This window comes from Roseicyclus mahoneyensis (genome assembly GCF_003148775.1).
In the GTDB taxonomy this organism is placed as follows: domain Bacteria; phylum Pseudomonadota; class Alphaproteobacteria; order Rhodobacterales; family Rhodobacteraceae; genus Roseicyclus; species Roseicyclus mahoneyensis.
Genome location: NZ_QGGW01000011.1, coordinates 59,735 through 83,581, shown reverse-complemented (window position 1 = coordinate 83,581; position 23,847 = coordinate 59,735). Strand labels below are relative to the sequence as shown.

General features: G+C 65.1%; 26 protein-coding genes and 1 riboswitch. Of the genes, 6 read left to right on the top strand and 20 right to left on the bottom strand.

Annotated elements, in window-relative coordinates:
• The 3 genes from C7455_RS20515 to C7455_RS17605 form a co-directional block, all read right to left on the bottom strand.
• Positions 1-92, bottom strand: a 92-nt coding sequence (locus C7455_RS20515) for a 3-keto-5-aminohexanoate cleavage protein (protein ID WP_146199944.1), incomplete at its 3' end; no start/stop codon positions are given.
• 13 nt (positions 93-105) lie between these two features.
• Positions 106-963, bottom strand: a complete 858-nt coding sequence (locus C7455_RS17610; RefSeq protein ID WP_109670457.1) for an alpha/beta fold hydrolase — start codon at positions 961-963, stop codon at positions 106-108.
• Entirely contained in the window at positions 960-1,340 is a 381-nt protein-coding gene (locus tag C7455_RS17605) for a hypothetical protein (protein ID WP_245904409.1), read from the bottom strand. The genes C7455_RS17610 and C7455_RS17605 overlap by 4 nt, the downstream gene beginning before the upstream one ends.
• A gap of 257 nt (positions 1,341-1,597) precedes the next feature.
• Here C7455_RS17605 and C7455_RS17600 point away from each other — a divergent pair, with 257 nt between their 5' ends.
• Complete coding sequence (locus C7455_RS17600; protein WP_109670493.1) at positions 1,598-2,473, top strand: dioxygenase family protein; 876 nt, start codon at positions 1,598-1,600, stop codon at positions 2,471-2,473.
• Positions 2,474-2,566: 93 nt separating this feature from the next.
• Positions 2,567-3,457, top strand: a complete 891-nt coding sequence (locus C7455_RS17595) for a LysR family transcriptional regulator (RefSeq protein ID WP_109670455.1) — start codon at positions 2,567-2,569, stop codon at positions 3,455-3,457.
• A gap of 35 nt (positions 3,458-3,492) precedes the next feature.
• Here C7455_RS17595 and C7455_RS17590 read toward each other — a convergent pair whose 3' ends face one another.
• From C7455_RS17590 to C7455_RS17535, 12 genes are all read right to left on the bottom strand, one after another.
• Positions 3,493-4,191 (bottom strand): ABC transporter ATP-binding protein, encoded by a 699-nt coding sequence (locus tag C7455_RS17590; protein ID WP_109670453.1) that lies wholly within the window; start codon positions 4,189-4,191, stop codon positions 3,493-3,495.
• On the bottom strand, positions 4,184-4,927 hold the full coding sequence (locus C7455_RS17585) for an ABC transporter ATP-binding protein (protein ID WP_109670451.1): 744 nt from the start codon (positions 4,925-4,927) through the stop codon (positions 4,184-4,186). Before C7455_RS17585 ends, C7455_RS17590 begins: the two co-directional genes overlap by 8 nt.
• Positions 4,920-5,924 carry a branched-chain amino acid ABC transporter permease gene (locus C7455_RS17580; protein WP_109670449.1) on the bottom strand — a complete coding sequence of 335 codons (1,005 nt, stop codon included), beginning with the start codon at positions 5,922-5,924 and terminating at the stop codon, positions 4,920-4,922. The genes C7455_RS17585 and C7455_RS17580 overlap by 8 nt, the downstream gene beginning before the upstream one ends.
• Before the next feature lie 5 nt (positions 5,925-5,929).
• Complete coding sequence (locus tag C7455_RS17575) at positions 5,930-6,799, bottom strand: branched-chain amino acid ABC transporter permease (protein ID WP_109670447.1); 870 nt, start codon at positions 6,797-6,799, stop codon at positions 5,930-5,932.
• Between the two features lie 64 nt (positions 6,800-6,863).
• Positions 6,864-8,045: an ABC transporter substrate-binding protein gene (locus tag C7455_RS17570; RefSeq protein ID WP_109670445.1), complete on the bottom strand. Its 1,182-nt coding sequence runs from the start codon at positions 8,043-8,045 to the stop codon at positions 6,864-6,866.
• Between the two features lie 48 nt (positions 8,046-8,093).
• Positions 8,094-8,873 (bottom strand): benzoate diol dehydrogenase BenD, encoded by a 780-nt coding sequence (benD, locus tag C7455_RS17565; protein ID WP_109670443.1) that lies wholly within the window; start codon positions 8,871-8,873, stop codon positions 8,094-8,096.
• Positions 8,870-9,904 (bottom strand): benzoate 1,2-dioxygenase electron transfer component BenC, encoded by a 1,035-nt coding sequence (benC, locus tag C7455_RS17560; RefSeq protein ID WP_109670441.1) that lies wholly within the window; start codon positions 9,902-9,904, stop codon positions 8,870-8,872. The genes benD and benC overlap by 4 nt, the downstream gene beginning before the upstream one ends.
• A gap of 74 nt (positions 9,905-9,978) precedes the next feature.
• A complete protein-coding gene (gene benB / locus C7455_RS17555) occupies positions 9,979-10,494 on the bottom strand; it encodes a benzoate 1,2-dioxygenase small subunit (RefSeq protein ID WP_109670491.1) in 516 nt (171 codons plus the stop codon).
• A gap of 14 nt (positions 10,495-10,508) precedes the next feature.
• Positions 10,509-11,891 (bottom strand): benzoate 1,2-dioxygenase large subunit, encoded by a 1,383-nt coding sequence (benA, locus tag C7455_RS17550; protein WP_109670439.1) that lies wholly within the window; start codon positions 11,889-11,891, stop codon positions 10,509-10,511.
• A gap of 32 nt (positions 11,892-11,923) precedes the next feature.
• A complete protein-coding gene (locus C7455_RS17545; protein WP_281269424.1) occupies positions 11,924-13,213 on the bottom strand; it encodes a muconate cycloisomerase family protein in 1,290 nt (429 codons plus the stop codon).
• Entirely contained in the window at positions 13,210-14,472 is a 1,263-nt protein-coding gene (locus C7455_RS17540; protein WP_109670437.1) for a D-amino acid dehydrogenase, read from the bottom strand. The genes C7455_RS17545 and C7455_RS17540 overlap by 4 nt, the downstream gene beginning before the upstream one ends.
• Before the next feature lie 94 nt (positions 14,473-14,566).
• A riboswitch (glycine riboswitch) is annotated at positions 14,567-14,653 on the bottom strand.
• A 59-nt stretch (positions 14,654-14,712) separates the two neighbouring features.
• Positions 14,713-15,183, bottom strand: a complete 471-nt coding sequence (locus C7455_RS17535; RefSeq protein ID WP_109670436.1) for a MarR family winged helix-turn-helix transcriptional regulator — start codon at positions 15,181-15,183, stop codon at positions 14,713-14,715.
• 190 nt (positions 15,184-15,373) lie between these two features.
• On the opposite strand from C7455_RS17535, the gene C7455_RS17530 reads away from it, so the two are divergent.
• The 3 genes from C7455_RS17530 to C7455_RS17520 are packed head-to-tail and all read left to right on the top strand — an operon-like array spanning position 15,374 to position 18,252.
• A complete protein-coding gene (locus C7455_RS17530) occupies positions 15,374-16,402 on the top strand; it encodes a TRAP transporter substrate-binding protein (protein ID WP_109670434.1) in 1,029 nt (342 codons plus the stop codon).
• Positions 16,403-16,462: 60 nt separating this feature from the next.
• Complete coding sequence (locus C7455_RS17525; RefSeq protein ID WP_109670432.1) at positions 16,463-16,963, top strand: TRAP transporter small permease; 501 nt, start codon at positions 16,463-16,465, stop codon at positions 16,961-16,963.
• Between the two features lie 17 nt (positions 16,964-16,980).
• A complete protein-coding gene (locus C7455_RS17520; protein ID WP_245904408.1) occupies positions 16,981-18,252 on the top strand; it encodes a TRAP transporter large permease in 1,272 nt (423 codons plus the stop codon).
• Positions 18,253-18,639: 387 nt separating this feature from the next.
• Here C7455_RS17520 and C7455_RS17515 read toward each other — a convergent pair whose 3' ends face one another.
• Genes C7455_RS17515 through C7455_RS20510 form a run of 3 tightly spaced genes read right to left on the bottom strand, consistent with a single transcriptional unit; the run spans position 18,640 to position 19,939 of the window.
• Positions 18,640-19,062: a helix-turn-helix transcriptional regulator gene (locus C7455_RS17515; protein ID WP_245904407.1), complete on the bottom strand. Its 423-nt coding sequence runs from the start codon at positions 19,060-19,062 to the stop codon at positions 18,640-18,642.
• Positions 19,055-19,255 (bottom strand): type II toxin-antitoxin system RelE family toxin, encoded by a 201-nt coding sequence (locus C7455_RS17510; RefSeq protein ID WP_245904406.1) that lies wholly within the window; start codon positions 19,253-19,255, stop codon positions 19,055-19,057. The genes C7455_RS17515 and C7455_RS17510 overlap by 8 nt, the downstream gene beginning before the upstream one ends.
• Positions 19,256-19,306: 51 nt before the next feature.
• Entirely contained in the window at positions 19,307-19,939 is a 633-nt protein-coding gene (locus C7455_RS20510; protein WP_245904405.1) for a tyrosine-type recombinase/integrase, read from the bottom strand.
• 21 nt (positions 19,940-19,960) lie between these two features.
• Here C7455_RS20510 and C7455_RS17500 point away from each other — a divergent pair, with 21 nt between their 5' ends.
• Positions 19,961-22,282 (top strand): Tex family protein, encoded by a 2,322-nt coding sequence (locus tag C7455_RS17500; protein ID WP_109670484.1) that lies wholly within the window; start codon positions 19,961-19,963, stop codon positions 22,280-22,282.
• A gap of 170 nt (positions 22,283-22,452) precedes the next feature.
• On the opposite strand, the gene C7455_RS17495 is transcribed toward C7455_RS17500, so the two are convergent.
• Together C7455_RS17495 and C7455_RS17490 are read right to left on the bottom strand one after the other, a co-directional pair.
• A complete protein-coding gene (locus tag C7455_RS17495; RefSeq protein ID WP_425450656.1) occupies positions 22,453-23,097 on the bottom strand; it encodes a transmembrane anchor protein in 645 nt (214 codons plus the stop codon).
• A 12-nt stretch (positions 23,098-23,109) separates the two neighbouring features.
• Positions 23,110-23,838, bottom strand: a complete 729-nt coding sequence (locus tag C7455_RS17490) for a HupE/UreJ family protein (protein WP_109670428.1) — start codon at positions 23,836-23,838, stop codon at positions 23,110-23,112.
• Positions 23,839-23,847: the final 9 nt, after the last annotated feature.

The window sequence follows — 23,847 nt, the reverse complement described above, 5'->3', positions numbered from 1 at the left end:
TGTTCCGAAACCGTGATCGGAACCGCCGGATTGTTCGCTTTTGTCGGAAGCGAGCCGGTGATGGCAACGCAGATGATGCAAGGGTTGGTCATGTCGATCGTCCTGTCAGGCAGCGGCGGCGCGGGGCATCGGCATCCGTGCCAGCGCGTCGAGGAAGTGGGGGCCGAAGCCCTCGGGGTGTTCACTCATCGGGAAATGCCCAAGCTCGTCCATCACGGCGATGCTCGCACCGGGAATGGCAGCAGCGGTGCGGCGCGCATCCTCAGGGGTGCAGGTCAGGTCATAGGCACCCACCAGCAGGTGAACCGGCGTTTGCGCGGTGTCGATTTGGCCAAGACGGGCCACCAGGCTGTCATCCTTCGTGTAGAAGCTCAGGTCGCCGCGAAACACGCCCGGCCCGCTTTGCATGAACATCCACAGCGTGTTCCAGCGTTCGGTGGGCGGGGCGAAGGGAGAGATATTGGCCGAGACCAGAGCCGCCCCCATTTCGCCGCCATGGGCGTCGGGGCGGTGGAACCAGTCGATGTCATACCAGGCTGGCTGGAAATCGGAGGCCTCGATGGCGATGAAGCCGCTGAAGCGAGGGGCATGCAGGGCGGCCAGTTGCAGCGCGATGCGCCCGCCCATGGAACAGCCCGCCAGAACAGGGCGGTCAAGCCCCAAGGCAGCCGCCACAGCGAGCACGGTTTCGATATAGGCCTCGGTCGTGAGCAGATATTCCTGCGTCTCCCACCCCTCGGGGGGCAGCGATTTGCCATGCCACGGCATGTCGAAGGCGATGAGGCGATTGGTGTCGGTGACGGCGGCGTCGTTCATCAGGTGACGCCATTGCCGGGTGTCGGCGCCCGCGGTGTGCAGGCACAGGACCGGGCGGCCCGCGCCGGCCTCCTCCAGGTAGATGCGGTGCGCTGTCCCTGCGACGGTGACGGTCAGGTAGCGGCCTGTGATGGGTTCAAAGCTCATGCCACGCGCCCCTGCATGGCACGGGGCAGCGCCATCACCTCCTTGAAGAAGCGGAGATTCTTCACAAGGCAAAGGATGTCACCGTCGATCCGTCCGCGCCCGATCTTGACCAACCCGAAGATATCGTGAAACCCCGGCTGGGGTCGGGCGAGCCAGAACTCGGCCAGCGCTGCTGCATCGGTGCGCAGCGCGAACCGCCAGGGCGTCTTTCGGCTGGGGCCCGGCGTCACCTCGGCCAGATGGCCCTGCTCGAAGCTCAGGTAAATCTCCTGCCCGTCGATCTCGACCAGCACGGTCTCGGAGAACAGCCGCCCGAGCCGCAACAGGTGGGGGGTATCGTTCAGGCGGTCCTGAACCATCTGGAAGGTTGCGAGCACCAAAGCCTCCGTCCCAAAGAAAATCCTTGTGCCCTGCTGCCATGGCGCGCGCCCTTGTCGCCATGCCGGTGGGGGTATGGAGCGATACCCGCGGCAATTTATATCTCATTTTAAGATTATCTTGACGTGATATGGTATCACCTGATACCGTGACAGGCATGGGAAGAAGGCAGGCATGGCGCGCAAGATGCAGGCAACGGGGGCCGATGGGCCTGTCCCGTCACCAGATGCAGCCATGCCAGGAGGAGATTGAAGCCATGGGTATCGTCAACGAACAAAACATCACCGACGTCGTGATCGCGAGCCTCGGCAAGCATGGCGACATCACGAGGCGCGAGCGTGAGATCGCGACCGGGCTGATCCGCCACCTGCATGGTTTCGTGAAGGACGTGAAGCTTCAGCACCATGAATTCCTGGCGGCCTGCGATTACCTTGCCCGTGCGGGCAAGCTGTGCAGCGACAACCGGCAGGAATTCATCTTGCTGGGCGATATTCTGGGGATCGAGGTTCTGGTCGACATGATGACCAACCCGATTGAAGGTGGCGAGAGCGAGTCGACCGTTCTGGGCCCCTTCTACCGCGAGAACCCGCCGGTTCTGCCCAAGGGGGCATCGACCATCCAGAAGCATTTCGACAACGAGGAAACCGTTTATTTCGAAGGCTATATCCGTGACGAAGCGGGCCGCGGCATCGCTGGCGTGACGATGGATGTCTGGGAAGACGCGCCCAACGGTATCTACGAAAACCTTGACCCCGATCAGCCGGAATACAACCTGCGTGGCCGGTTCGAGACCGACGAGAACGGCCATTACGCCTTTGTCGCCGTGCGACCCGTGCCCTACCCGATCCCGGATGACGAGACGGCGGGCGAATTGCTGCGCTTCATGGGCCATCACCCGAACCGGCCCGGCCACATGCATTTCATCATCTCGCGCGAGGGGTATCGCCCGCTCATCAGCCAGATCTACGACGCCGACAGCGCATGGCTGGATGACGACAGCGTGTTCGCGGTCAAGGAAAGCCTGATCGGCAAGTTCCACCCGGCAGCCAAGGATCTGGGCACCGATCTGCATTTCACCTTTGACTTCGTGCTCAAGGCGGCCGCCGCAGAGCAGGCCGTCGCGGCCGAGTGACCCCCTGAACTCTCCCTCGGACTGGCCCCCGGATTTATATCCGGGGGCCTTCTTTTTTGGCATGATGCCAGCACGCGCCACGGAGGATGGACGATGAACTTCCGGCAACTGACCTATTTCATCGCCGTGGCCGAGGAATTGCATTTCGGCCGCGCCGCCGAACGGCTCGACATGGCGCAGCCGCCGCTCAGTCGCCAGATCAAGCAGCTGGAGGAGGAACTGGGCGCGATCTTGTTCAACCGGGGCCGCAGCACGATCACGCTGACGCAGGCGGGCGAGCGGCTGCTGACGCGCGGCAAGTCGATCCTTGCCCAGTTGGAGGATACGCGGCTGGAGGTGCGCCGTCTGGGCCAAGGGGCCGAGGGGCGGCTGAGGATCGGCTTTGTCGGGTCGGCGACCTTCGGGATCTTGCCCAACATCATCCGTTCCTTCCGGGCGAATTACCCGGAGGTGAACCTGTCGCTCATCCCGATGAACAATGCGCAACTGCACCGGGCGCTGGTCTCGCGCGAACTCGACGTGGCCTTTGCCCGGCCCGCGCTTCAGGACGCAGAATTCGTGACGCGGGAGTTGCTGGAGGAAAAGCTGATCCTTGCCCTGCCCGATATCGTCGACACCGGCGGGCGGACGGTGGCCAAGCTGGAGCGCCTCGAGACCCACAACCTGATCCTTTACCCGGAGTATCCTCGGCCGAGCTACGCGGATTTCGTGCTGAACGCCTGCGAGGCAGCGGGGTTCAAGGCACCGCTACGGGTGTGGTGCATGGACCTACAGACAGCGCTGAGCCTCGTGTCCGTGGGCGAAGGCGTCTGCATCGTGCCCGAGTCGGTGTCGAACGCGCCCCGCAAGGGGATGAAGTTCCTCAAGATCGAGCCCGAGATTGCGCGCACCGCCCTGTCGGTCAGCTATCGGCTCGATGAGCAAGGCGTGCATGTGGCGAATTTCGTGAAGCTGGCGCAGAAGGTGGCGCGCAAGATCTTCTAGGAGAATGGGCGGCTGTGCGGCCCGCCCTGCCCTGCTCATACACCCAGCCAGCGGTGCTGCACATCTTCATCGGCGCGGATGGCGGCGGGGCTGCCGGTCCAGACCACCTGCCCCTTGCTGACCACGACCACATCATCGGCGAGCGAGGTGGCGAAGCCGAAGTTCTGTTCCACCAGAACCATGGACAGGCCCGCGCGTTTCAGATCCATCAGCTTGTCGTGGATCAGTTTCACGATGATGGGGGCCAGCCCCTCGGTCGGCTCGTCCAGGATCAACAGACGCGGGTTCATCAACAGGCCCCGTGCGATGGCCAGCATCTGCTGTTCGCCGCCCGAAAGCTCCGCACCGCCATTCTTCATGCGTTCTCCGAGACGCGGGAAAAGGTCCACGACGCGGTCGAGCGTCCAGTCCGCGCCCTTGCTCCCGAAGCGCGCCGCCGCGATCTCGAGATTCTCGCGCACGGTGAGGGACGGGAATATGTCGCGCGTTTCCGGCACATAGGCGATGCCTGATTTCACCACATCGAAAGGCCGCGTGGGCATGGCGCGACCGTCGAAACGGATCGCGCCGTCCCGCGTTGGCAAAAGGCCCATGATGGTCTTGAGCGTCGTGGACTTGCCCGCGCCGTTCCGGCCCAGAATGGCCAGCACCCGGCCCTGTTCGGCGCGCAAGCTCAACCCGTGCAGCACCTGCGTTTCGCCATAGCCCGACGAGACGGCGTTCAGATCAAGCATCTTCCCAACTCCCCAGATAGATGTCCTTGAGCAGTTTCGAGCCGCGCGCGGCGTCGGGCAGGCCGTCGAACACGACCTCGCCGTAGTTCAGGACGGTGATCGTGTCGGCCACGTCAAAGGCCAGATCCATGTCGTGTTCGATGATCAGCAGGGTCAGATCGCGCGGCAGGTTGTTCAGAAGCTCGTGGAACCCCTTGGACATTTCCGGCCCGACGCCGCTGGTTGGTTCATCCATCAGCAGGACAAGGGGCCTTGTGGCCAGCGCCACGCCGACCTCAAGCTGACGCCGCACGCCATAGCTGATCTCCGAAACGCGGGCGTGCAGGTAGGGCATCAGGTTCACCTGATGCGCCACCTCGGCCAAGGTCTCGCGGATCTCGGGGCGCGACAGGCTGTCGGACCACAGCCGCGTGGCGTGGCCGGTGTTGACGGCGGCGGCAAGGGCAAGGTTTTCCTCGACGGTCAGCCCGTCAAACAGGGTGTTCTTCTGGTAGCTGCGCGACAGGCCCCGGCGGGCGCGGCGCGGCACGGTCAGCGCCGTCACATCTTCGCCCGCCAGATGGACGCTGCCGCTGTCGGGGGTCAATTCGCCCACCAGCAGGTTGAACAGCGTCGTCTTGCCCGCCCCGTTGGGGCCAAGGATCACGCGGCGTTCGCCACGTTCGAGCTTGAGCGAGACAGCGCGGGTGACATGCACCGCGCCGAAGCTCTTGGTGAGGCTACGGGTCTCAAGCATCGGTCGAAACCTCCTTGGGGGTTGAAGCGCGGGTGGCGTCAGACAGGCGGCGTTCGATGCGCGCGCCCCAGCGCGCCTCGACCCAGCCGAAGATCCCGTTGGCGCGGCTCATCACCACGGCGATCAAGATGACGCCGACAATCAGGTGCCAATAGGTCGTGATCTCGCCCAGCTGGTGCTTCATCACGACAAAGGCGGCGGCCCCGACCAGCGGGCCGACCAGCGTGCCCAAACCGCCAAGGATGACGACGACCAGCGCCTCGCCCGAAACGGTCCAGTTCATCAGGCCGGGCGAGATGAACTGGATGTGCTGCGCGGCCAGAACCCCCGCGACACCGGCGATGACGCCCGACAGGCCAAAGACATCGGCCTTGACGCGCCAGGTGATGAGCCCCAGCGCCTTCATCCGTTTCTCGTTGTGCATCACGCCCGCAAGCGACCGGCCAAGGCCGGATCGCAGAATCGCGACAGTGAACAGGTAGGCGGCGGCCAGCACGGCAAGGCAGAACAGCGCGAAGGTACGGCTATCGCTCAGGTCGATGCCAAGCGCGGTCAGATCGAAGCGGTCGATCCCGCCGATACCGTCGTCGCCACCAAAGAGCGGCGCGCTGAAGACATAGGAATAGCCCATCTGCCCGAAAGCCAGCGTTGCCATGATGAAATAGATGCCATGGCTGCGCGCGCAGACAGCCCCGATGACCCAAGCCACCGCCGCCGTGATGGCGACGGCACCCAGCGCGGCAAGCCAAGGGTCCAGCCCCGCCAGCGCGTTCAGCGCGACAAAGGCATAGGCCCCCACGCCCATGAGCGCGCCATGGCAGAGCGAAACCATGCCGCCAAAGCCCGCGACCAGATCGAGAGCAAGAACCAGAAGGCACAGGATCAAGATCTCGATCAAGATCTCAAGGCCGAAATAGCCGGCGGTGAAGGCCTGCATCAGCGCTGCGATGGCCAGAATGGCAAGCACCGCGTAGCGAAGGGGGGTGTGACGGAACATCGGCTTTATCCTTTCGCGGGGAACAGGCCGACCGGCTTGATCACAAGGACCGCAGCCAGCAGCGCGTAGATGAGGACGGAGGCAAGCTGCGGCGCGAGCACCGCGCCGAAGGTCTGGACAAAGCCGTAGATCAGCGACCCGGCGATGGCCCCTTTCAGCGACCCCAGCCCGCCGATCACGATCACGATCAGCGTTGGGATCAGGATTTGCAGACCCATGCCCGGCGTGACGCTGAGCAGCGGGGCCGCAACCGCGCCGGCAAGCCCCGCCAGCGCGCAACCGACGCAGAACACCACGAAGAACAGCCTCTCCACGTTGATGCCAAGGCAGGCCGCCATCGCGTCATTGTCGACCCCCGCCCGGATCATGGCACCCACTTGCGTGCGCGACAGCGCCAGCGCCAGCGCGGCCAGGATCGCGGCTCCCAGTGCGATGATGAACAGGCGGTAGGCAGGGTAGGACACGCCCAGCAGATCCACCTGCCCCGAAAGCGCGGGCGGCGTGGCCATGGCCAGCGCCAGATCGCCCCAGAAGATGCGCGTCAGGTCGAGCAGCGCGAAGATCAGGCCAAAGGTCACCAGAACCTGCGCCATCGGCCCGGATTTGCGCATCCGCTGGATCAGCCCACCGTAAAGCACCACCCCGACCAGCGCGACGCCGATGGGCGCCACCACAATGGCCACCCAGAACCCTGCGGTGGCGGCAACGCTGGCCGCGATATAGGCCCCCAGCGCATAAAGTGCGCCATGGGCAAGGTTCACGAAATGCATCAGCCCGAAGATGACCGTCAGGCCGATGGAGAGCAGGAAGAGAAGCATGGACAGTTGCAGCGCGTTCAGCGTCTGCAAGGTCCAAAACGACAGGTCGTGGGTCATGGCAAAGCCTCGCGCTGCAAGAGGGGTTTGGGCCGCCCGAAGGGTTCGGGCGGCCCGCTCGGGCTCAGTTGGTGGGCATTGACGGCATCGCGCAGCCGTTGACCGGATCGGCCTCGGCAGGCAATTGAGCCAGAACGATCTGGGTCATGCCGCCTTCGCCCGTCACCGTCTCGTAGACATAGATCGGCTGGACCACGTTGTTGGTCGCGGGGTCGATCGCCAGCGCACCGCGGGGGCCATCAAAGCTGACCTGACGCAGTGCCGCGCCCAGTGTCTCGCGGTCGCGGGCGCCGGTTTCCAGCGCCTCGACCAGCGCGCGGGCGGCGTCATAACCCTGCACCGCGTATTCCGACGGCGTGCGGCCCGTGGCGTCGCGGAAAGCAGCGACGAAAGCCGCGTTTTCCGGGTTGTCGATGGTCGGCACATAATGCAGCGCGGTGATAACGCCCTCGGCCGAAGGTCCCTGCGCATCCACATAAAGCTGCGAGGTCAAGAAGCCCGACCCGTAAAGCGGAAGGTCGTCGCCTGCGCCGAAGCTGGCATATTGGTTGACGAAGGAAATCGCCTCGCCACCCGCGTAGAACACGAACAGCGCATCCGCGCCCGAGGCCTGGGCCTGCGCGATATAGGGGCCGAAATCCTGCGTCTGTTGGAAGGGGGTAAAGTCGCTGCCAAGGATGGTGCCCCCAGCCTCGGTGAAGGCACCGGCGAAGCCCTCGATCATCTGGCGACCGGCGGCATAGTCGGGGGCCAGCGTATAGACCGTCTCGATCCCCTGTTCGGCCATCCAGCGGCCCATCGGGCGGTTCACCTGCCCGTTGGAAAACGAGACGCGGGTGATCCATGGGCTGCAGGCCTCGCCCGTCGCTTCGTCATTGCCGGCATTGGCCACGATGAGCGGCACGCCCGCGCCGTCGACCAGATCGCGCACGGCGCCCAGAACGCCCGAGGACACGATGCCGACGATGGCGTCGACGTCATCTTGCAAGATCAGCTTGCGCGTGCGGGCAAGGCCCACGGCGGGCGTCACCTCGGTATCTTCGCGGTGCAGGATGATCTCGACACCGAGTTCGTTGCCGTAGGTTGCAAGACCAAGGGCGAAACCCGCCTCTATCTCGTTGCCGAGCGAGGCATAGACGCCCGAAAAGGGCAGAAGGAGGCCGATATCGACCGTGTCGGCAGCGGTGGCGGCAGGCAAAGCGAGGGTGGTGGCGGCCGCAAGGGTCGCCAGAGTAGCGCGTTTCATTGTGGGATTTCCTCCGGTTAAGTTACTTGGTCGGCCCCTCCTCCGGGCCTAGCCGAGATCGCCCCCGCCGACCGGCAACGTGACGCCGGTGATGTAGGAGGCATCGTCCGACGCCAGAAACAGGATCGGGCCTGCCTGTTCGTCGAGCGTTCCGTAGCGTTTCATCAGCGCGGACTGGATCGTCTGGTCGACGATGGTCTGGTACCAGTCGGCTGGCTGTTCCTGTGCCGCGTTGGGATTGCGCGGGATGGCGCGCGGCGGTGCTTCGGTCCCGCCCGGCGCGGTGGCGACGACGCGGATGCCGCGTTCCGCGACCTCCCAGGCAAGGCTGGCCGTGATCGCGTTCACGCCCCCCTTTGCCGCCGCATAGGGCACGCGGTTCAGGCCACACGTGGCGATGGACGAGACATTGACGATGACGCCCGAGGCGCGCGGCAGCATGTGGTCCAGCGCCGCCCGGCAGCAATAGAGCGTCGGGAAGAGCGAGCGGCGCACCTCGGCGTCGATCTGGTGCGGCTCGTAGTGCTCATAGGGCTTGGCCCAGATCGTGCCGCCGACGTTGTTGACCAGAATGTCGATCCGGCCCCAGTGGCGGATCGCTTCTTCCATCGCGGCAGCGCAGCCTTCCCATGTCTCCAGATCGGCGGCGCAGGCTTCGGCCACGCCGCCCGCGCCACGGATCGTTGTCACGACCTCGTCGCGGATCGCGGCACGGTCGACGACCAGCACCAGCGCGCCCTCAGTAGCGGCGCGTTCCGCGACGCGGCGGCCGATGCCTTGGGCCGCGCCTGTGACGACCATCACCTTATCCGTGAAACGGGGCGTCATGCGGCGGCGGCCCCAGCTTCGGCCCCGGTCTCGGTGGGGTTGAACTTCTCGTAGAAGAAGTTGGCGGGTTCGATGCCCAGAGTGGTGAAATGGGCGCGCACGGCATCGACCATCGGCGGCGGGCCGCAAAGGTAGACGTCGACATCGCCGCCCTTCAGGTCATCCACAGTCAGATGGTCGGTGACGAAGCCCTTGCGCGGGTGATCATCATCGGACGCGGCCAGAATGGTGATGACCTCGACCCCGCCGATGCGGGCAGCCAGCGCCTGCACCCGGTCAAGTTCCACCAGATCGGCGGCGCGGGTGACAGCATAGTAAAGCGTCACGGGCTGATCAGTGCACTGTTCGGCAAGCTGTTCCAGCATCGACAGGAAGGGCGCAAGGCCGGTGCCGCCGGCAAGCCACAGCTGCGGCCGCGTGACGGGGCGCAGGTAAAACGCCCCCATCGGGCCGGTCAGGGTGACGGCATCGCCCGGCTGCGCGCCGCCCGACAGATAGCCGCTCATCACGCCGCCGGGCAGGTTGCGGATGAGGAAGGTCGCCATGTCACTGCCGGGCGCCGAGGAAAAGGAATAGGAGCGATGCGCGCCCGTGCCCGGCACGGTGACGTTGACATACTGGCCGGGCAGGAAGCCCATGGGGCGGACCAGTTTCACCCGCAGGCCAAAGGACGTGTCCGAAAAGCGGTCCACGCCCAGAACCTCGCCCGCCACGGCCTCGGGCGCTGTCTTGCAGACGGCGGATGAGGCGGGCACGCGGATCACGCAATCGCTTTGCGGGACCATCTGGCAGGTCAGGACATAGCCCTGCGCCGCCTCTTCATCCGACATCGACTCGTCCATGTAGAATTCCAGCGCGTATTTGCCCTTTTCGGCGAAACACTTGCAGGTGCCGCAGACCCCGTCGCGGCAATCCATCGGCAGGTTGATCTTTTGCCGGAACGCGGCGTCAGACACCTTTTCATCATCGTCGCAGGCGATCACGCGGGTCACGCCATCCTCGAAATTGAGGGCGATGGTGTAGCTGGTCATGGCAGTCTCCTCCCCTGTCCGCGCGGCCCCTCCCCGGGCGCGCGCGAGCTTTCATGGTTCCCGGCGGGCCGGGGTCAGATGTGGTAGACGTCGATCACATGGTGGATGCGGTCGTTTTTCAGCACCACCTTCTTGGCGGTGATCAGCGGCTGCCCTTCGGTGGTGTCGATCGTGTAGAACGACGTGCCCCAATGCTGGTCGGTCTTGCCGTAGCGATAGGACAACGTCAGCCAGTTGAAGCGCAGGCGGATGGTGGTCCCCTCGCGTGCCATAACTTCGATGTTCGAGAGGTTGTGGTTGGTGCGCGGCTCGGGCAGCGAGGTGGCCGAGGACCGGTCGGTCTTGATGCGGAACACGCGATCCTCGATGCCCTGCTTGTTGGGGTAATACATCAGGGACATTTCGTTCGCCGGGTCTTCGGTCAGCCGGTCCTCGTCATCCCAGGCGGGCATCCAGAACGGGCAATCCTTGTGGTAAAAGGACAGCCATGTGTCCCAGTCGCGGTCATCAAGCGCGCGGGCTTCGGCATGAAGGAACACCTGGATCTGGTCAAAGGTCAGATCGGGGCGGATCGGGGTGGTGATGGTCATGGTCTGATCCTCGCTCATTCGGCCGCGACGCGGGTGGCGCGGCTGCGCTCCCGGGCGATGGCGTCGGTCATGCGCTCGGTCCATTGCGTATGCTGGATGACGAAAAGGCCCTCGTCCTCGGTGCGGGCGCCCGACAGGATCGGGTTCACGCCCAGTGCCTTGGCATCCTCATCCGGGCCCTTGATCCACTGGGTCGCGCCGCGCGTCAGGTCATTCCATTTCGCGTGCGCGGCGCCCGCATAGCCGCGCTGCGTGGCACGGAATTCCTCGGTATCGTCGGGGGTCGCCATGCCGGAGGCGTTGAAGAAATCCTCGTACTGGCGGATGCGGCGGGTGCGGGCTTCTTGCGGCTCATTCTTGGGGGCGATGCAGTAGATCGTCACCTCGGTCTGATCGACACTGATCGGGCGGAACACCCGGATCTGGCTGGAGAACTGGTCCATCAGGAAAACGTTGGGATAAAGGCAGAGATTGCGCAGAACGCCCACCATCCAGTCTGCCTTGGTTTTCCCGTGCTTCTCTGTCCATTCCGCAAGGCGGGGATAATTGGGGCGGTTGGTCGGGTCGGCCCATTGAGTCCACAGCAGAAGGTGGCCGTTCTCGTAGGAATGGAACCCGCCGCGCTGCTTGGACCATTTGGAGGCATCGGTCGCCTTGATCTGGTCTTCCTTGCCGTCTTCGGTCCGGTGGGCGGTGGTGGCGACATAGTTCCAGTGCACCGACGACACATGGTAGCCATCAGCGCCGTTTTCGGCCTGAAGCTTCCAGTTGCCGTCATAGGTGTAGGTCGACGAGCCGCGCAGCACTTCAAGCCCGTCGTCGGCCTGATCGACGATCATGTCGATCATGTGCCGCGCCTCACCCAGATAATCCGCCAGCGGCTGCACATCGGCGTTGAGCGATCCGAACAGGAAACCGCGGTAATTCTCGAACCGCGCCACGCGGGTCAGGTCATGGCTGCCGTCTGTGTTGAACTGTTCGGGGTAGCCCGCGCCATTCGCATCCTTGACCTTGAGCAGCTTGCCGGTGTTGGAGAATGTCCAGCCGTGGAAGGGGCAGGTGAAGGTCTTTTGATTGCGCCGCTTGAACCGGCACAGCTGCGCGCCACGGTGCGAGCAGGCATTGACCAGCGCGTTCAGGTTGCCTTCCTTGTCGCGGGTGATCATCACCGGCGTGCGGCCCATGTGCAGCGTGAAATAATCGCCGGGGTTCGGGATCTGGCTTTCATGCGCCATGTAGATCCAGTTGCCTTCGAAGATGTGGGTCATCTCCAGCTCGAACAGCTCGGCGTCGGTGAACATATCCCGGCGGGCGCGGAAAATGCCGTTTTCGGGGTCGTCCTGCACCATTCCGCTCAGGCGGCTGGACAGGTCGTCGAGAGTGTTTTCGGTGAACATGGCGGGTCTCCTCCCTTGTGCGTGGTTGCGGGTTATTCGCCCGCCACCGCGATGCGGGGTGCGCGGTCGCGGCGGTAGAATTCAATCTTGTATGGGTCGAGCGTGGCGCCGATGCCGGGGCCTGTCGGCACTTCGACATGGAAATCGCGGTAGATGATCGGTTGGGCCAGAATGTCGGCGGTCAGCAGCAGCGGGCCGAACAGCTCGGTGCCCCAATCCAGCCGCTCGACCGTGGCAAACAGTTGCAGCGCGGCGGCGGTGCTGAGGCCGGTTTCCAGCATCGTGCCGCCATAAAGGCCAAGGCCCGCCGCCTGTCCGATCGCCACCACCTCGGCGGCGCGCTTGAGGCCGCCCGATTGCGCGATCTTGACCGCAAAGACATCGGCGGCGCCCTTGGCGGCGACAGCCAGCGCATCCTCGGGGCCGCCCAATGCCTCGTCAGCCATCACGGCGATGGCGTGGCTGCGGGTCAGTTCGGCCATGGCGCCCAGATACCGCGCGGCGACCGGCTGTTCGACCAACTCGCAACCGGCATCTTGCAGGGCGGGAAGGCCGCGCCGCGCCTCCGTCAGGGTCCAGGTCTGGTTCACGTCCACGCGGATGCTGGCGGCATCGCCCAAGGCGGATTTGATGCGCGCGACATGGGCCACATCATCCGCCACGGCGCGCTTGCCGATCTTGAGCTTGAAGATGCGGTGACGGCCGGTGGCGATCATCTGTTCGGCTTCGGCGATGTCGGTGTCGGAATTGCCCGAAGCAAGCGTCCATGCGACCGGCAGGCGGGTGTGGACCGCGCCGCCGAAAAGCTGCGCGACCGACACGCCAAGGCGCTTGCCCAAGCCATCCCAGAGCGCGATTTCCACGGCGGTTTTGGCGATGCGGTTGCCGCGCGCGACATGGTCCATCAGCTGGACCCCGCCATTCACGTCATCGGCGGCGCGGCCGATCAGGGCGGGGGCAAGGTAGGTGTCGATGGCGGAGCGAATGCTTTCGGGGCTTTCGGGCCCGTAGCTGAGACCGCCGATGGTCGTGCCTTCGCCCAAGCCTTCGGAGCCGTCGGAAAAGCGGATGCGCACCAGAACCGCGGCCTGGGTCCGCATCGTCGCCATCGACAGAACGTGACCCCGGATCGTGGGGATGTCGAGGATCAGGGTGTCGATGCGGTCGATCGTGGTCACTTGGGTCACCGTTCTTGGCTTTGCGTTGAGCCGGACCATGCGGGCGAGGGGCGTGATCTGTCGATGATGCGCCGGGTCTCGGGCGATACCCTGACGCGCAGTGCGCCGCAGCCCGGTGCGATGGGCTGCGGCGCGGGTCGTCATTCGGCGGCCATCCGCAGGGCATGGGGGCGTGCAGGCGCAAGCGTGGCGTCTGCCGTCACCGCCTCGGCCACCATCTCGGCGGTGGCCGCCGACAGCGTCCAGCCAAGATGACCGTGGCCGGTGTTGTAGAAGACGCGCGGGCGGCGGCCCGGCCCGACGCGGGGCATCATGTTGGGCATCATGGGGCGCAGGCCCGCCCATGGGATCGCATGCTCGGTGCTGACGCCCGGAAAGAACCGCTCGCACCACGCCACCAGCGGGCGGATACGATCGTCGCGGATATCAAGGTTTGTGCCGTTGAATTCCGCCGTGCCCGCGATGCGGAACCGGTCGCGGCCAAGGCGGCTGGTGACGATCTTGGCCTGATCGTCAAGCAGGCTTACCCAGGGCGCGGCCTGCTGGCTGGCCTCATCATCCAGCCGCACAGTGATGGAATAGCCCTTGACCGGATAGACATTCACCCGGTCGCCCAGCATGGCCGCGAAGCGGCGGCTTTCGACCCCGGCGCAGATCACGATTGCGTCGAAAAGCTCGGACTGGCGATCCGCGCCGCGGGTCCATGTCACGCATATACCGTCCGGGCCATGGGTCAGCCCTTCGATCTCGGTGCCAAATCGCAGGTCCGTGCCGTCGCGCGCGATACCTTGGGCAAGGCCCATGGTGTAGCGGTGGATGTCGCCGGTGAAGTCGCTGTCGGTGTAGTAGCCGCCGTGGAAATCGCCGCTCAGCGCGGGCTCAAGGCTACGGATTTCCTCGGGCGTCACCGCGCGGCGCGTCAGGCCCGCCTCGGCCAGAAGTGCGGTGACACGGCCCGCATGGGCGAATTCGGCGCGGTCGGTGTAGATGTGCAAGATGCCCCGATCCTCGGCATCGAAATCAAAGCCGTAGCGCGCCGCCTTTTCCCGCAAGAGCCCGCGCGCGGCGATGGCCATGCGGGCGGTGGCGATGGTGTTGTCGCGATACTGCGGGATCGCGGCGATGAATTCCGCCATCCAGCTGTATTTGTGCCAGCTTGGGGCGGGGTTCACCAGCAAGGGGGCGCCGCGTGTCAGCATCCAGCGCATGCCCTTGAACACGGTCGCCCAGCGATTCCATGTCTCGGCATTCGAGGCCGAGAGCTGCCCGCCATTGGCAAAGGATGTCTGCATCGCCGCATATCGGTTGCGGTCGAAGAGCGTCACGTCAAGGCCGCGATCCATCAGGGATGAGGCGGTCGAGACGCCGGTGATGCCGGCGCCGATAACGGCTAGTCTGGTCATGGTAACCTCCCGCGACCAAAGGGTTTACCGCCCGCCTTTTGGCGTATCGGTCCCCTCTGTTGCGGGTGTTTCACACGGCCCGCTTCAGATCGCCCTGCGCGTCACGGTCCTTTTGCCTGAGAGGTTCCGGGGGGTTGCTCCTTCGGCGCCGATGGTCGTCGGCCTCTCGCGGGACGGCTGGTATGGCAAGACTTGCCTAGCGGCTATTCAATCTCAAATCAAGATGATCTTTTTGTGAGACTACTCATCTTCCAGCCGGTTGCGGTAGCTGTCCGACCTGACCCAAACAGCCAGCCGTTCCACAAGCCCGTTGAGCGTTTCCAGTTCCGCGCGCGACAGCGGCTCGGTCAAGATCAGTTCCAGCCGGTCGGACAGGCCGCGGGCGATGCGACGCACCTCTTGCCCCTTTGCGGTCGTGCGCAGCAAGAATACGCGGGCATCCCCGGCGGCGTTTTCCCGTTCGATCAATCCCGCCCCGATCAGCGACTGGATGATGCGCGAGGTCAGGCTGCGCTCGAATCCCGTCACATGGGCAATCTCGCGAAAGGTGGTGCCGGGCGTGTCGTCGATCAGCCGCAACACGCGCAATTCGCGGATGCTGCACCCCGTTTCGCGGACAAAGATCTTGTCGTTGGCTGCGATGGCCTGGTCGGCCACAATGTTGAGACGATAGGTAAGCCGTTCGTTCCGAAAGGTTTTCTGACCGCTCATCGTGCTCGCTCCGTGGTGGTGCCATCTTTGGTATCAACCGATACCTCGGATAGCCTCGTCGGTTTTATCTCAACATGCAACAGTCTCGGAATATTATTCTTAATCTGAGACCGCCTCAAGCCCAGACCGTCACCGACAGGAGGAGTCGGCCGGACCTGGCGGGGCACGATCACCCCAAGGGAGACCCCAAATGACCCGCAATTTCCGCACGACCACTGCCCTTGCCGCAGCGCTGCTCATCACCACCGCAGGCGCAAGTGCCGCACAAAACCTGACGATGTCGTCTTGGGTGCCGTCGACGCATTTCCTTCACACGGATTTCTTCGCGCCCTTCGCCGCACAGATTGCCGAAGTGACCGAAGGCCGCGTGACTGTCACGATCCTGCCCGCACCGCTGGGCAATCCGGCGCAGCATTGGGAACTGGCCCGCACCGGCGTGGCCGACATCACATGGGGCAATTTCACCTACGAGCCCGAGCGCTTCGTGTCGCTGTGGTTCGCGGAATTCCCCAATGCGGGCACCGATGCCGAAGCGCAAAGCGTCGCGCTGTGGCGGACCTATCAGGCGCATCTGGCGGATCTGCCTGTGTTCGACGGGGTCGAGATGCTGGCCGTTGGCCTGTTCGGCGGTGGGCAGTTGCACCATGGCGCAACCCAGATGCTGACGCCCGCCGATATCGCCGGGCAGAAATTCCGCATGGGGGGCCCGATCCAGGAGCGCCTGCTGACCGAACTGGGCGCGGTGCCTGTCGCCGCCCCCGCAACCCGCGCCTACGAGATGCTGGAAAGCGGCGTGATCGACGGCTCGCTCCACACCATGGAATCGGTCGTGAACTTTCGGCTCGAGGACGCGCTGACCCATCACACGATCTTTCCCGAGGGTCTTTATGACGCCGCGTTCTTCGTCGTGATGAACTCCGCCCGTTGGGACAGCATCGCGCCCGCCGATCAGGCCGCGATCGAAGCCATCGCGGGCGAGACGCTGTCGGCCACATGGGGCCGCCAGTTCGACGCGCAGAACCCCGCAGCGACCGAAGCGCTGGCAGCCGCCGGTCACACCATCGCGCAGGCCTCGCCCGAGCTGATCGGGGCCGTCGACACGATCTATGACGCGATGGTCGCCGACTGGATCGTGGCCGCCACCGAAGCCGGTGTCCCCGACCCTGCCACCGTGCTGGGCTACTACGTCGAGACCTACGCGGCGCTGACCGCCCGGTGACATCACGGGCGGATCGGGACGGGGGCCTCCCCCGTCCCGCTTTCGGGGGAGGAGACCCACATGCTTGCCACCGCCTGGGCGCTGCGGCGCACGGTTGAAACCGTCATGGCCCTGTGTCTCATGGCCATGGTCGCGCTGACCTTTGCCGATGTGATCGGCCGCCGCCTGTTCGGCGCGCCCATCTACGGCGCACATGACATCACCGAACATCTGATGGCGCTGGTCGTCTTTTGCGGGTTGCCGTTGGTGACGGCGGCGGGCGCGCATCTGACCATCGACCTGTTCGACCGGCTGATCGGCCAGCGCTGGATGGGCTGGTGGCGCGCGCTGACCGCCATTCTGGTGGTGGGCATCCTGTGCCTACTGGCGTGGCTCTTCATCCGCCACGGCCTGAACGCCGCCCGCATTTCCGAGGTCAGCCAGGCGCTGCGCCTGCCGCGTGGCCCGCTTTATCTGTTCATCGCCGCAAGCTTTGCCCTGTCGGCCCTTGCCGCCACGATCCTCGCCCTGACCGGGCCGATGGTCGACGCGGACGACACCCACGAGGAGGATCCGCTGTGATCGTCGGGACCGTTTCCATGGCTGCAGCGATCCTGCTGGCCTTTCTGCGCGTGCCGCTTGGTTTTGCGCTGCTGGCCGTTTCCATCGCGGGCATCGGCCTCGCGGTGAACTGGACCGTCGCCTTTCAGCTTCTGCCCTTCACCATCTCGGACGCGGTGCTGAACTACGATCTGGCCGTGGTGCCGATGTTCATCTTGATGGGCAACATCATCGCCAAGACCGGCATCGCGCAGGATCTGTTCCGTGCTGCCCATGCCTTTGTCGGCCATGTCCGGGGCGGGCTGGCACTGTCCACGATGATGTCTTGCGCAGGCTTTTCCGCCGTCTGCGGATCAAGCTACGCGACGGCGGCCACGATGGCCAAGGTCGCCTATCCCAGCATGAAGCGCTACGGCTATTCGCAGGCGCTGGCCTCGGGGACCATCGCTGCAGGTGGCACGCTGGGCATCTTGATCCCGCCGTCGATCATCATGGTGATCTACGGCATCCTGACCCAGACCAACATCGGCGACCTGTTCGTGGCGGGCGTGGTACCGGGGCTCTTGGGCCTGATGCTCTACCTAGTGGTGATCCGCCTGATCGCCGCCCGCAACCCGTCCGAGGCGCCGAAGGGCGAGGTCACGGGCTGGCCGGATCGCTGGCGGTCACTGACCCGCGTCTGGCCCTTCTTGCTCTTGTTCGGGCTGATCATCGGCGGGCTTTACGCCAAGCTCTTCACGCCGACCGAGGCGGCAGGGATGGGAGCGGGCCTTGCCCTGCTGATCGCGGCGGTCAGCGGGCGGATGACGTGGCGCATGGTGCGCCGGGTCATCGTCGACACGACCTATACGTCGATCTCGCTCTACACGGTGCTTTTCGGGGCGCTGATGCTGTCCAAGCTGCTGACTCTGTCGGGCCTTGCCGCTGGGGTATTGGGGCTGGTCGAGGCAACCGGGCTGGAGGGCATGGCGCTGATCCTCGTGATCTTGGCCGTTTTCCTAATCCTTGGCTGCGTGATGGATTCCATGGCGATCATCCTGATCTTCGTGCCGCTTTTCGCGCCCATCGTGGTGGCCGAAGGGTTCGACCTCGTCTGGTTTGGCATCGTCGTCATCGTGGTGACCGAGATCGCGCTGATCACGCCGCCCGTGGGGATGAACGTCTTTGTTCTGAAGGCGGTGCTGCCCGAAGTTCCTGTAGCCCGCATTTTTCGCGGATTGGTGCCTTTTGTCGGCGTGGACCTCATCCGGCTGGGGCTGCTGCTGGCCTTTCCGGCAATCGCGCTCTGGCTGGGGACCACGGGCGGCTAGGCTGCGCTTGTCTGCCAGCGCTGCGCACTGCATCCCAAACCTGTCGGTGCGACACGACGGCCCGCGAGGATGAGTGGCTCCCGGTGGTTCATTGTGTTGAAGGCCGGGCCCAAGAGCGGGAAGCTACCCAGAATCTCGCGATAGTCTTGGAGCTCGGGCGTAGGCTTAGGATGCAACCACACGCCTTCTGCGGTAACGGCTCTGGATTTTCTCAGCCATATCAGCCTGAGGAAATCTGATCGCCCCCTGCCGTCCCGTGTAGGGCTGGCTTGTTCGCAATCGCCGTCATGATGGCTGCGCGTTCATCACGCAGTATACCGAGCAGCCGCTTTAGGGCGTTCTTCCATGCCGTATTCGAGCGAATTGGCGGACAGCTTTGGGCCGCGACTACTCAGCCAGATCGTCCAGCGTAACGTCGAGCGCAACCGCCAAGGCGCACAAGCTCGCGACTGAACCCTGTTTGCGGCCGGTCTCGATCTCGGCCACGGTGACGCGGTTGACCCCGGCCCTCTCGGCCAGCACGGCTTGGGTCAGGCCGCGCAGGTCCCGGTAGACACGCAGCGGGCTTTCCCCGTCCAGCAACCGGTTCGCGTAGCCGGAGGGGATCAGTTCTTCCTGCCTTCCGGCCAAGGCCGCCTTTGCCCGATCATAGCTCTGCAGATCGGCCAGATCTTCGGCCGCCGCCCGAAGGCGATCATATTCCTCGCGCGGGATCGTCACCATCTCGTTCATGTCAGTCCCCTTTCCGTCATAGACGCCGCCGCGCGGGCCGATATCGAGAACCGCCAGGACATTGCCCTCGTCATCCATGATCACGCGCCAGTCTCCGACCCGCAGCCGGATCCGGATCCCCCTCTCGCCCCTTGAGGGACCTCACGTTGTTGCCCTGTGAGGCAGGGTCCGTCGCATAGGCCTTGATCTTGGGCCGGATCAGCGTGGCGGTGTTGGCGGGCATCCGGCGCAGAGCCCGGATCGCGGCCCTCGTGTAGCTGATCTGCTTCATGATGTAGTTTTGGGCTACAGGCGCGGCCAGCTCGCGCCGGCCGCATCTGCCTCACAGGTCGATCCCCTCCGAGAGCGCCAAGGCATCTTTGATGTCGACATCGAGGTAGCGCACCGTGCTATCCATCTTTGTGTGCCCCAACAGCAGCTGGACCGCGCGCAGGTTGCCCGTCTTCTTGAAGATATGAGCGACCTCGACCTCGGTCCGTCGCATGGAATGCGTGCCGTAGGCGCTCGGCTCCAGGCCCAGCGACATCACCCAAGCCCGGACGATCCGCGCATACTGCCGCGTGGACAGGTGCGGGCTGCCGTGGATCCGGCTGGGCCACAGGAACTCGAACAGGACGCAGGACGGGAAGAAAATTGACGGACATAGGACCACCTCCTGTCCACCGTGCCCACCCGTCTTCGGTCGTACCGACGCCGGCAGGAGATCACGACTGCGGGTGCGTTGTCCTCGCGTCGGGCCGTCTCTACGTTCTCGCGGCATAGAAGCAAAGCCCGTCGCGGAAGGGCGGCACGCCTTGCTGAGTTGGTTGAAGCTCTTGCCTGAAATCACCCGCGGCATCCCCTGCAGCGCGTCAAGATCAACAGCGATGCGCAAGATGTCATATACGCTTGATCCCGCACCTGCATCACCCGCCCCTTGGCGCGGCTCGGCGTAGCCGGTAAACCGGGCCTCCATCCCATGCAGGAGACCGCGCCCGTGACCACCACCGCAGACCGCATAAACCGCCAGATCGCTGCCGAGATCGGGGCTTCCGCCGGGCAGGTCGCCGCGGCCGCGGGTCTGCTTGACGAAGGGTCTACCGTGCCCTTCGTGGCACGCTACCGCAAGGAGGCGACAGGAGGCCTCGACGACACGCAACTGCGTCTGCTGGCCAACCGTCTGTCCTACCTGCGCGAGATGGAGGCGCGGCGCGAGACGATCCTTGCCTCGATCCGCGACCAGGACAAGCTGACCCCAGACCTGGCCCGCGCGATCGTGAACGCCGACACCAAGGCCGCGCTGGAAGACATCTACCTGCCTTACAAACCCAAGCGTCGGACCAAGGCGATGATCGCCCGCGAGAACGGGTTGCAGCCGCTGCTGGATGCCATCCGGGCCGACCGCGAGGCCGACCCCGAGGCATTGGCAGAAGTCTATCTGAGCGAGGCCGTCTCCAGCGTGAAGGAAGCGCTGGCGGGCGCGCGCGACATCCTTGTCGAAGAACTCTCCGAGACCGCCACACTGCTCGGCGCCTTGCGCGACTTCATGCGCCGCGAGGGCGTCATCAGCGCGCGCGTCGTCCCCGGCAAGGAAGGCGCGGGCGCCAAGTTCTCGGATTACTTCGACCACCGCGAGGCGTGGCATTCCATCCCCGCGCACCGGGCGCTGGCGATCTTGCGCGCCGCCAAGGAAGAGGTGGTGACGATCGACATCGCCCCCGGCCCTGACGCCGAGACCGGGCCGCCGCGCGCCATCGGCATCATCGCCGCCCGTCTCGGCTGCGCGGGGGATGGTCCGGGCGACCGCTGGCTCAGGCAAGCTGCGGCATGGGCGTGGCAGGTGAAGCTCTCGATGACGATGTATGTCGACCTGATGGGAGAGTTGCGCACCCGCGCGCATGAGGCGGCCATCGGGGTCTTTGCCCGCAACCTGCGTGACCTGCTTCTGGCCGCACCCGCGGGGGCCAAGGTGACGCTGGGCCTCGATCCCGGTATCCGGACGGGGGTAAAGGCCGCAGTGGTGGATGCGACGGGCAAGCTGCTTGATACCGCGACGGTCTATCCGTTCCAGCCGAAGAACGATCTTGCGGGCGCGGCGGCGACGCTTCTGTCGCTCATCCGCAGGCATGGAGTCGACCTGATCGCCATCGGCAACGGCACCGCCAGCCGCGAGACCGAACGCTTTGTGGCCGATGCCCTGCGCGGCCTGACCGGGGATGAGCCAAAGCCCGTCAAGGTCGTGGTTTCGGAGGCCGGGGCCTCGGTCTATTCCGCCTCGGAACTGGCGGCGCACGAATTCCCCGCGCTCGACGTGTCGCTGCGCGGGGCCGTCTCCATCGCGCGGCGCTTGCAGGACCCGTTGGCGGAACTGGTGAAGATCGAGCCGAAATCCATTGGCGTGGGCCAGTATCAGCATGACGTTGACCAGCGTCGCCTGGCGCAGGCGCTCGAGGGCGTGGTCGAGGATGCGGTGAACGCGGTGGGCGTGGACCTCAACACGGCCTCGGCACCTCTGCTCGCGCATGTCTCGGGCCTTGGCGCGCGTCTGGCCGAAGCGGTGGTGGCCCACCGCGACGCGCACGGCGCCTTTGCCACGCGGGCCGCGCTTCTGAAGGTCCCGGGGCTTGGGCCGCGCGCCTTCGAGCAGGCGGCGGGCTTCCTGCGCATCCGCGACGGGGCCGAGCCGCTCGATGCCTCCTCCGTCCATCCCGAAGCCTACGGGCTTGCGCGCCGCATCGTCGCCGCCTGCGGGCGCGACCTGCGCGCGATCATGGGCCATGGCGCCGCGCTTAAGGGACTCAGGCCCGAAGAGTTCGTCGACGAAAGGTTCGGCCTGCCTACGGTGCGCGACATCCTGTCGGAACTGGAAAAACCCGGCCGCGATCCGCGCCCGAGCTTCCGCACGGCGGAATTTGCCGACGGTGTCGAAGATATCCGCGACCTCAAGCCCGGAATGATGCTGGAGGGGACTGTGACGAACGTGGCGGCCTTCGGCGCCTTTGTCGACATCGGGGTGCATCAAGACGGGTTGGTGCATGTGAGCCAGCTGGCCGACCGCTTCGTCAAGGACCCCCACGAGGTGGTCAAGGCGGGCGACGTTGTCCGGGTGCGGGTCGTCGAGGTGGACATTCCGCGCAAACGGATCGGCCTTTCGATGCGGCGGGAGGGCCCGGCGGTGGAGGGCGCGGGCAAGCCGGACCGCCCGCAGCTGCGCGGTGGCAAGCCCGGCGGGACGCATGCGCCAAAGGCCAAGGGCGCGGCGGAAGGCCAGGGCGCCCTCGGGGCGGCGCTGCAGGCGGCGATGCGCGAAAAGCGTTGAGAGGATGCGCCACAAACTGAGAGTGGGAATTGCGGATGCTCGGCGATCGCGTCTGCCAGTTTCCGATCCTTTACCCCGGGCGAACTCGTAGTATCGCTTCGGCAAGGCGTGCGGTCAGTGTGGGCGGGGAGCGGCGTTTCCCTGTCCCGGGCGAATGGCCGCCACCGGTCTCAGTGGGTTTCGACGATGTCGCTGTAGCGCCCGCGCAGCTGGAGCGTGACGGTCACCGCCGTGTCGTCGCGGTTGCGCCAGAACCAACCATGCTCGCCGGGGAACGGCGCCTCGATGAGGCCCTCGCCCTCGGTCGCGCCGCGGCCCCGGTCATAGTCGATGGACTGGCCGTCGCCGTGGGCGTGCAGGTCGAAGTTGATCCGCCCGCCCGTGGCCATCCACGAATACTCGGCCACGTCGCCTGCGGCCATCACCAGCTTGATCTCGGCCGTGGCACCGGGATCGAGCGTGAAGCTGACCGTGTCGGTCCAGGCTTCCTGCGCATGGGCGGCACCGACGAACAGGCCGAAGATGTCGTCCATGAGGCTGGAGGACTGTTCGCCGTGGATCAACGCGTCCTCGGCAGCCTCGCGGGCAAGCTCCTGCTTGATTTCGCCCATCTCAGTCAGGCCAAGCACCGTGCCCACGCCCGTCGGGTCGATCCCGTATTCTGCGGGCAGGTAGGCGCCGACCCCGATGACAGTCGCGCCGATCAGAGCCGCGATGGTCGACCGGCGGAGCTGACGCGGCGTGGGCAGCAGGGCCGGATCGGGTTTCTCCGCATTCAGCATCATGGCTTCGCGCATTTTCTCGAGATTGAACATGTCCTGGTCTCCCTATGCGGCCGCAAGATAGCCGTTGATCTGGATGAGGGTAAGCCAGAGCCCCAGGCCCACCATGATGACGTTGGCGACAACCGCCTCGCTCATGAACCGCTCGGACCGGCGCCAGTAGCCCATCACGATCAGGATCGCGAAGAGGGCAAGGATCTGGCCGACCTCGACGCCCACGTTGAACGCGAGCAGGTTCCACAGAAGGCCATCTTCCGAGATGTCGTATTCGATGATCTTGGAGGCGAGGCCGGTGCCGTGGAACAGGCCAAAGATCAGGGTTGCGAGTTTGGTGTTCGGCTGGACCCCGAACCACTTGCGATAGGCCCCGAGGTTGTCGAGCGCCTTGTAGACCACCGACAGGCCGATGATCGCATCGATGATGTAGGCGTTGATGCCCCAGCCCCACCAGACGCCCGCCAGCATCGTGACCGAATGCCCCAGCGCGAAGATGCTGACGTAGATGGCCACGTCCTTCATCCGGTAGAGGAAGAAGACGACGCCCAGCAGGAACAGGATGTGGTCATAGCCCGTCACCATGTGCTTGGCGCCGAGATAGATGAAGGAGATGACATGCACCCCCCAGATTTCCTGGATGTATCCGGCATCGCCGGGGGTGACGTCATGGGCCAGCGCCTGCACGACGCTTGAGGCGTAGACAGCCAGGATGGTCAGGACCAGGGCGGTTGCGCGTCGCGAGGCGAGCGTGCAGAAGCCCGTCGAGTTGGAATTCATGAATAGGTC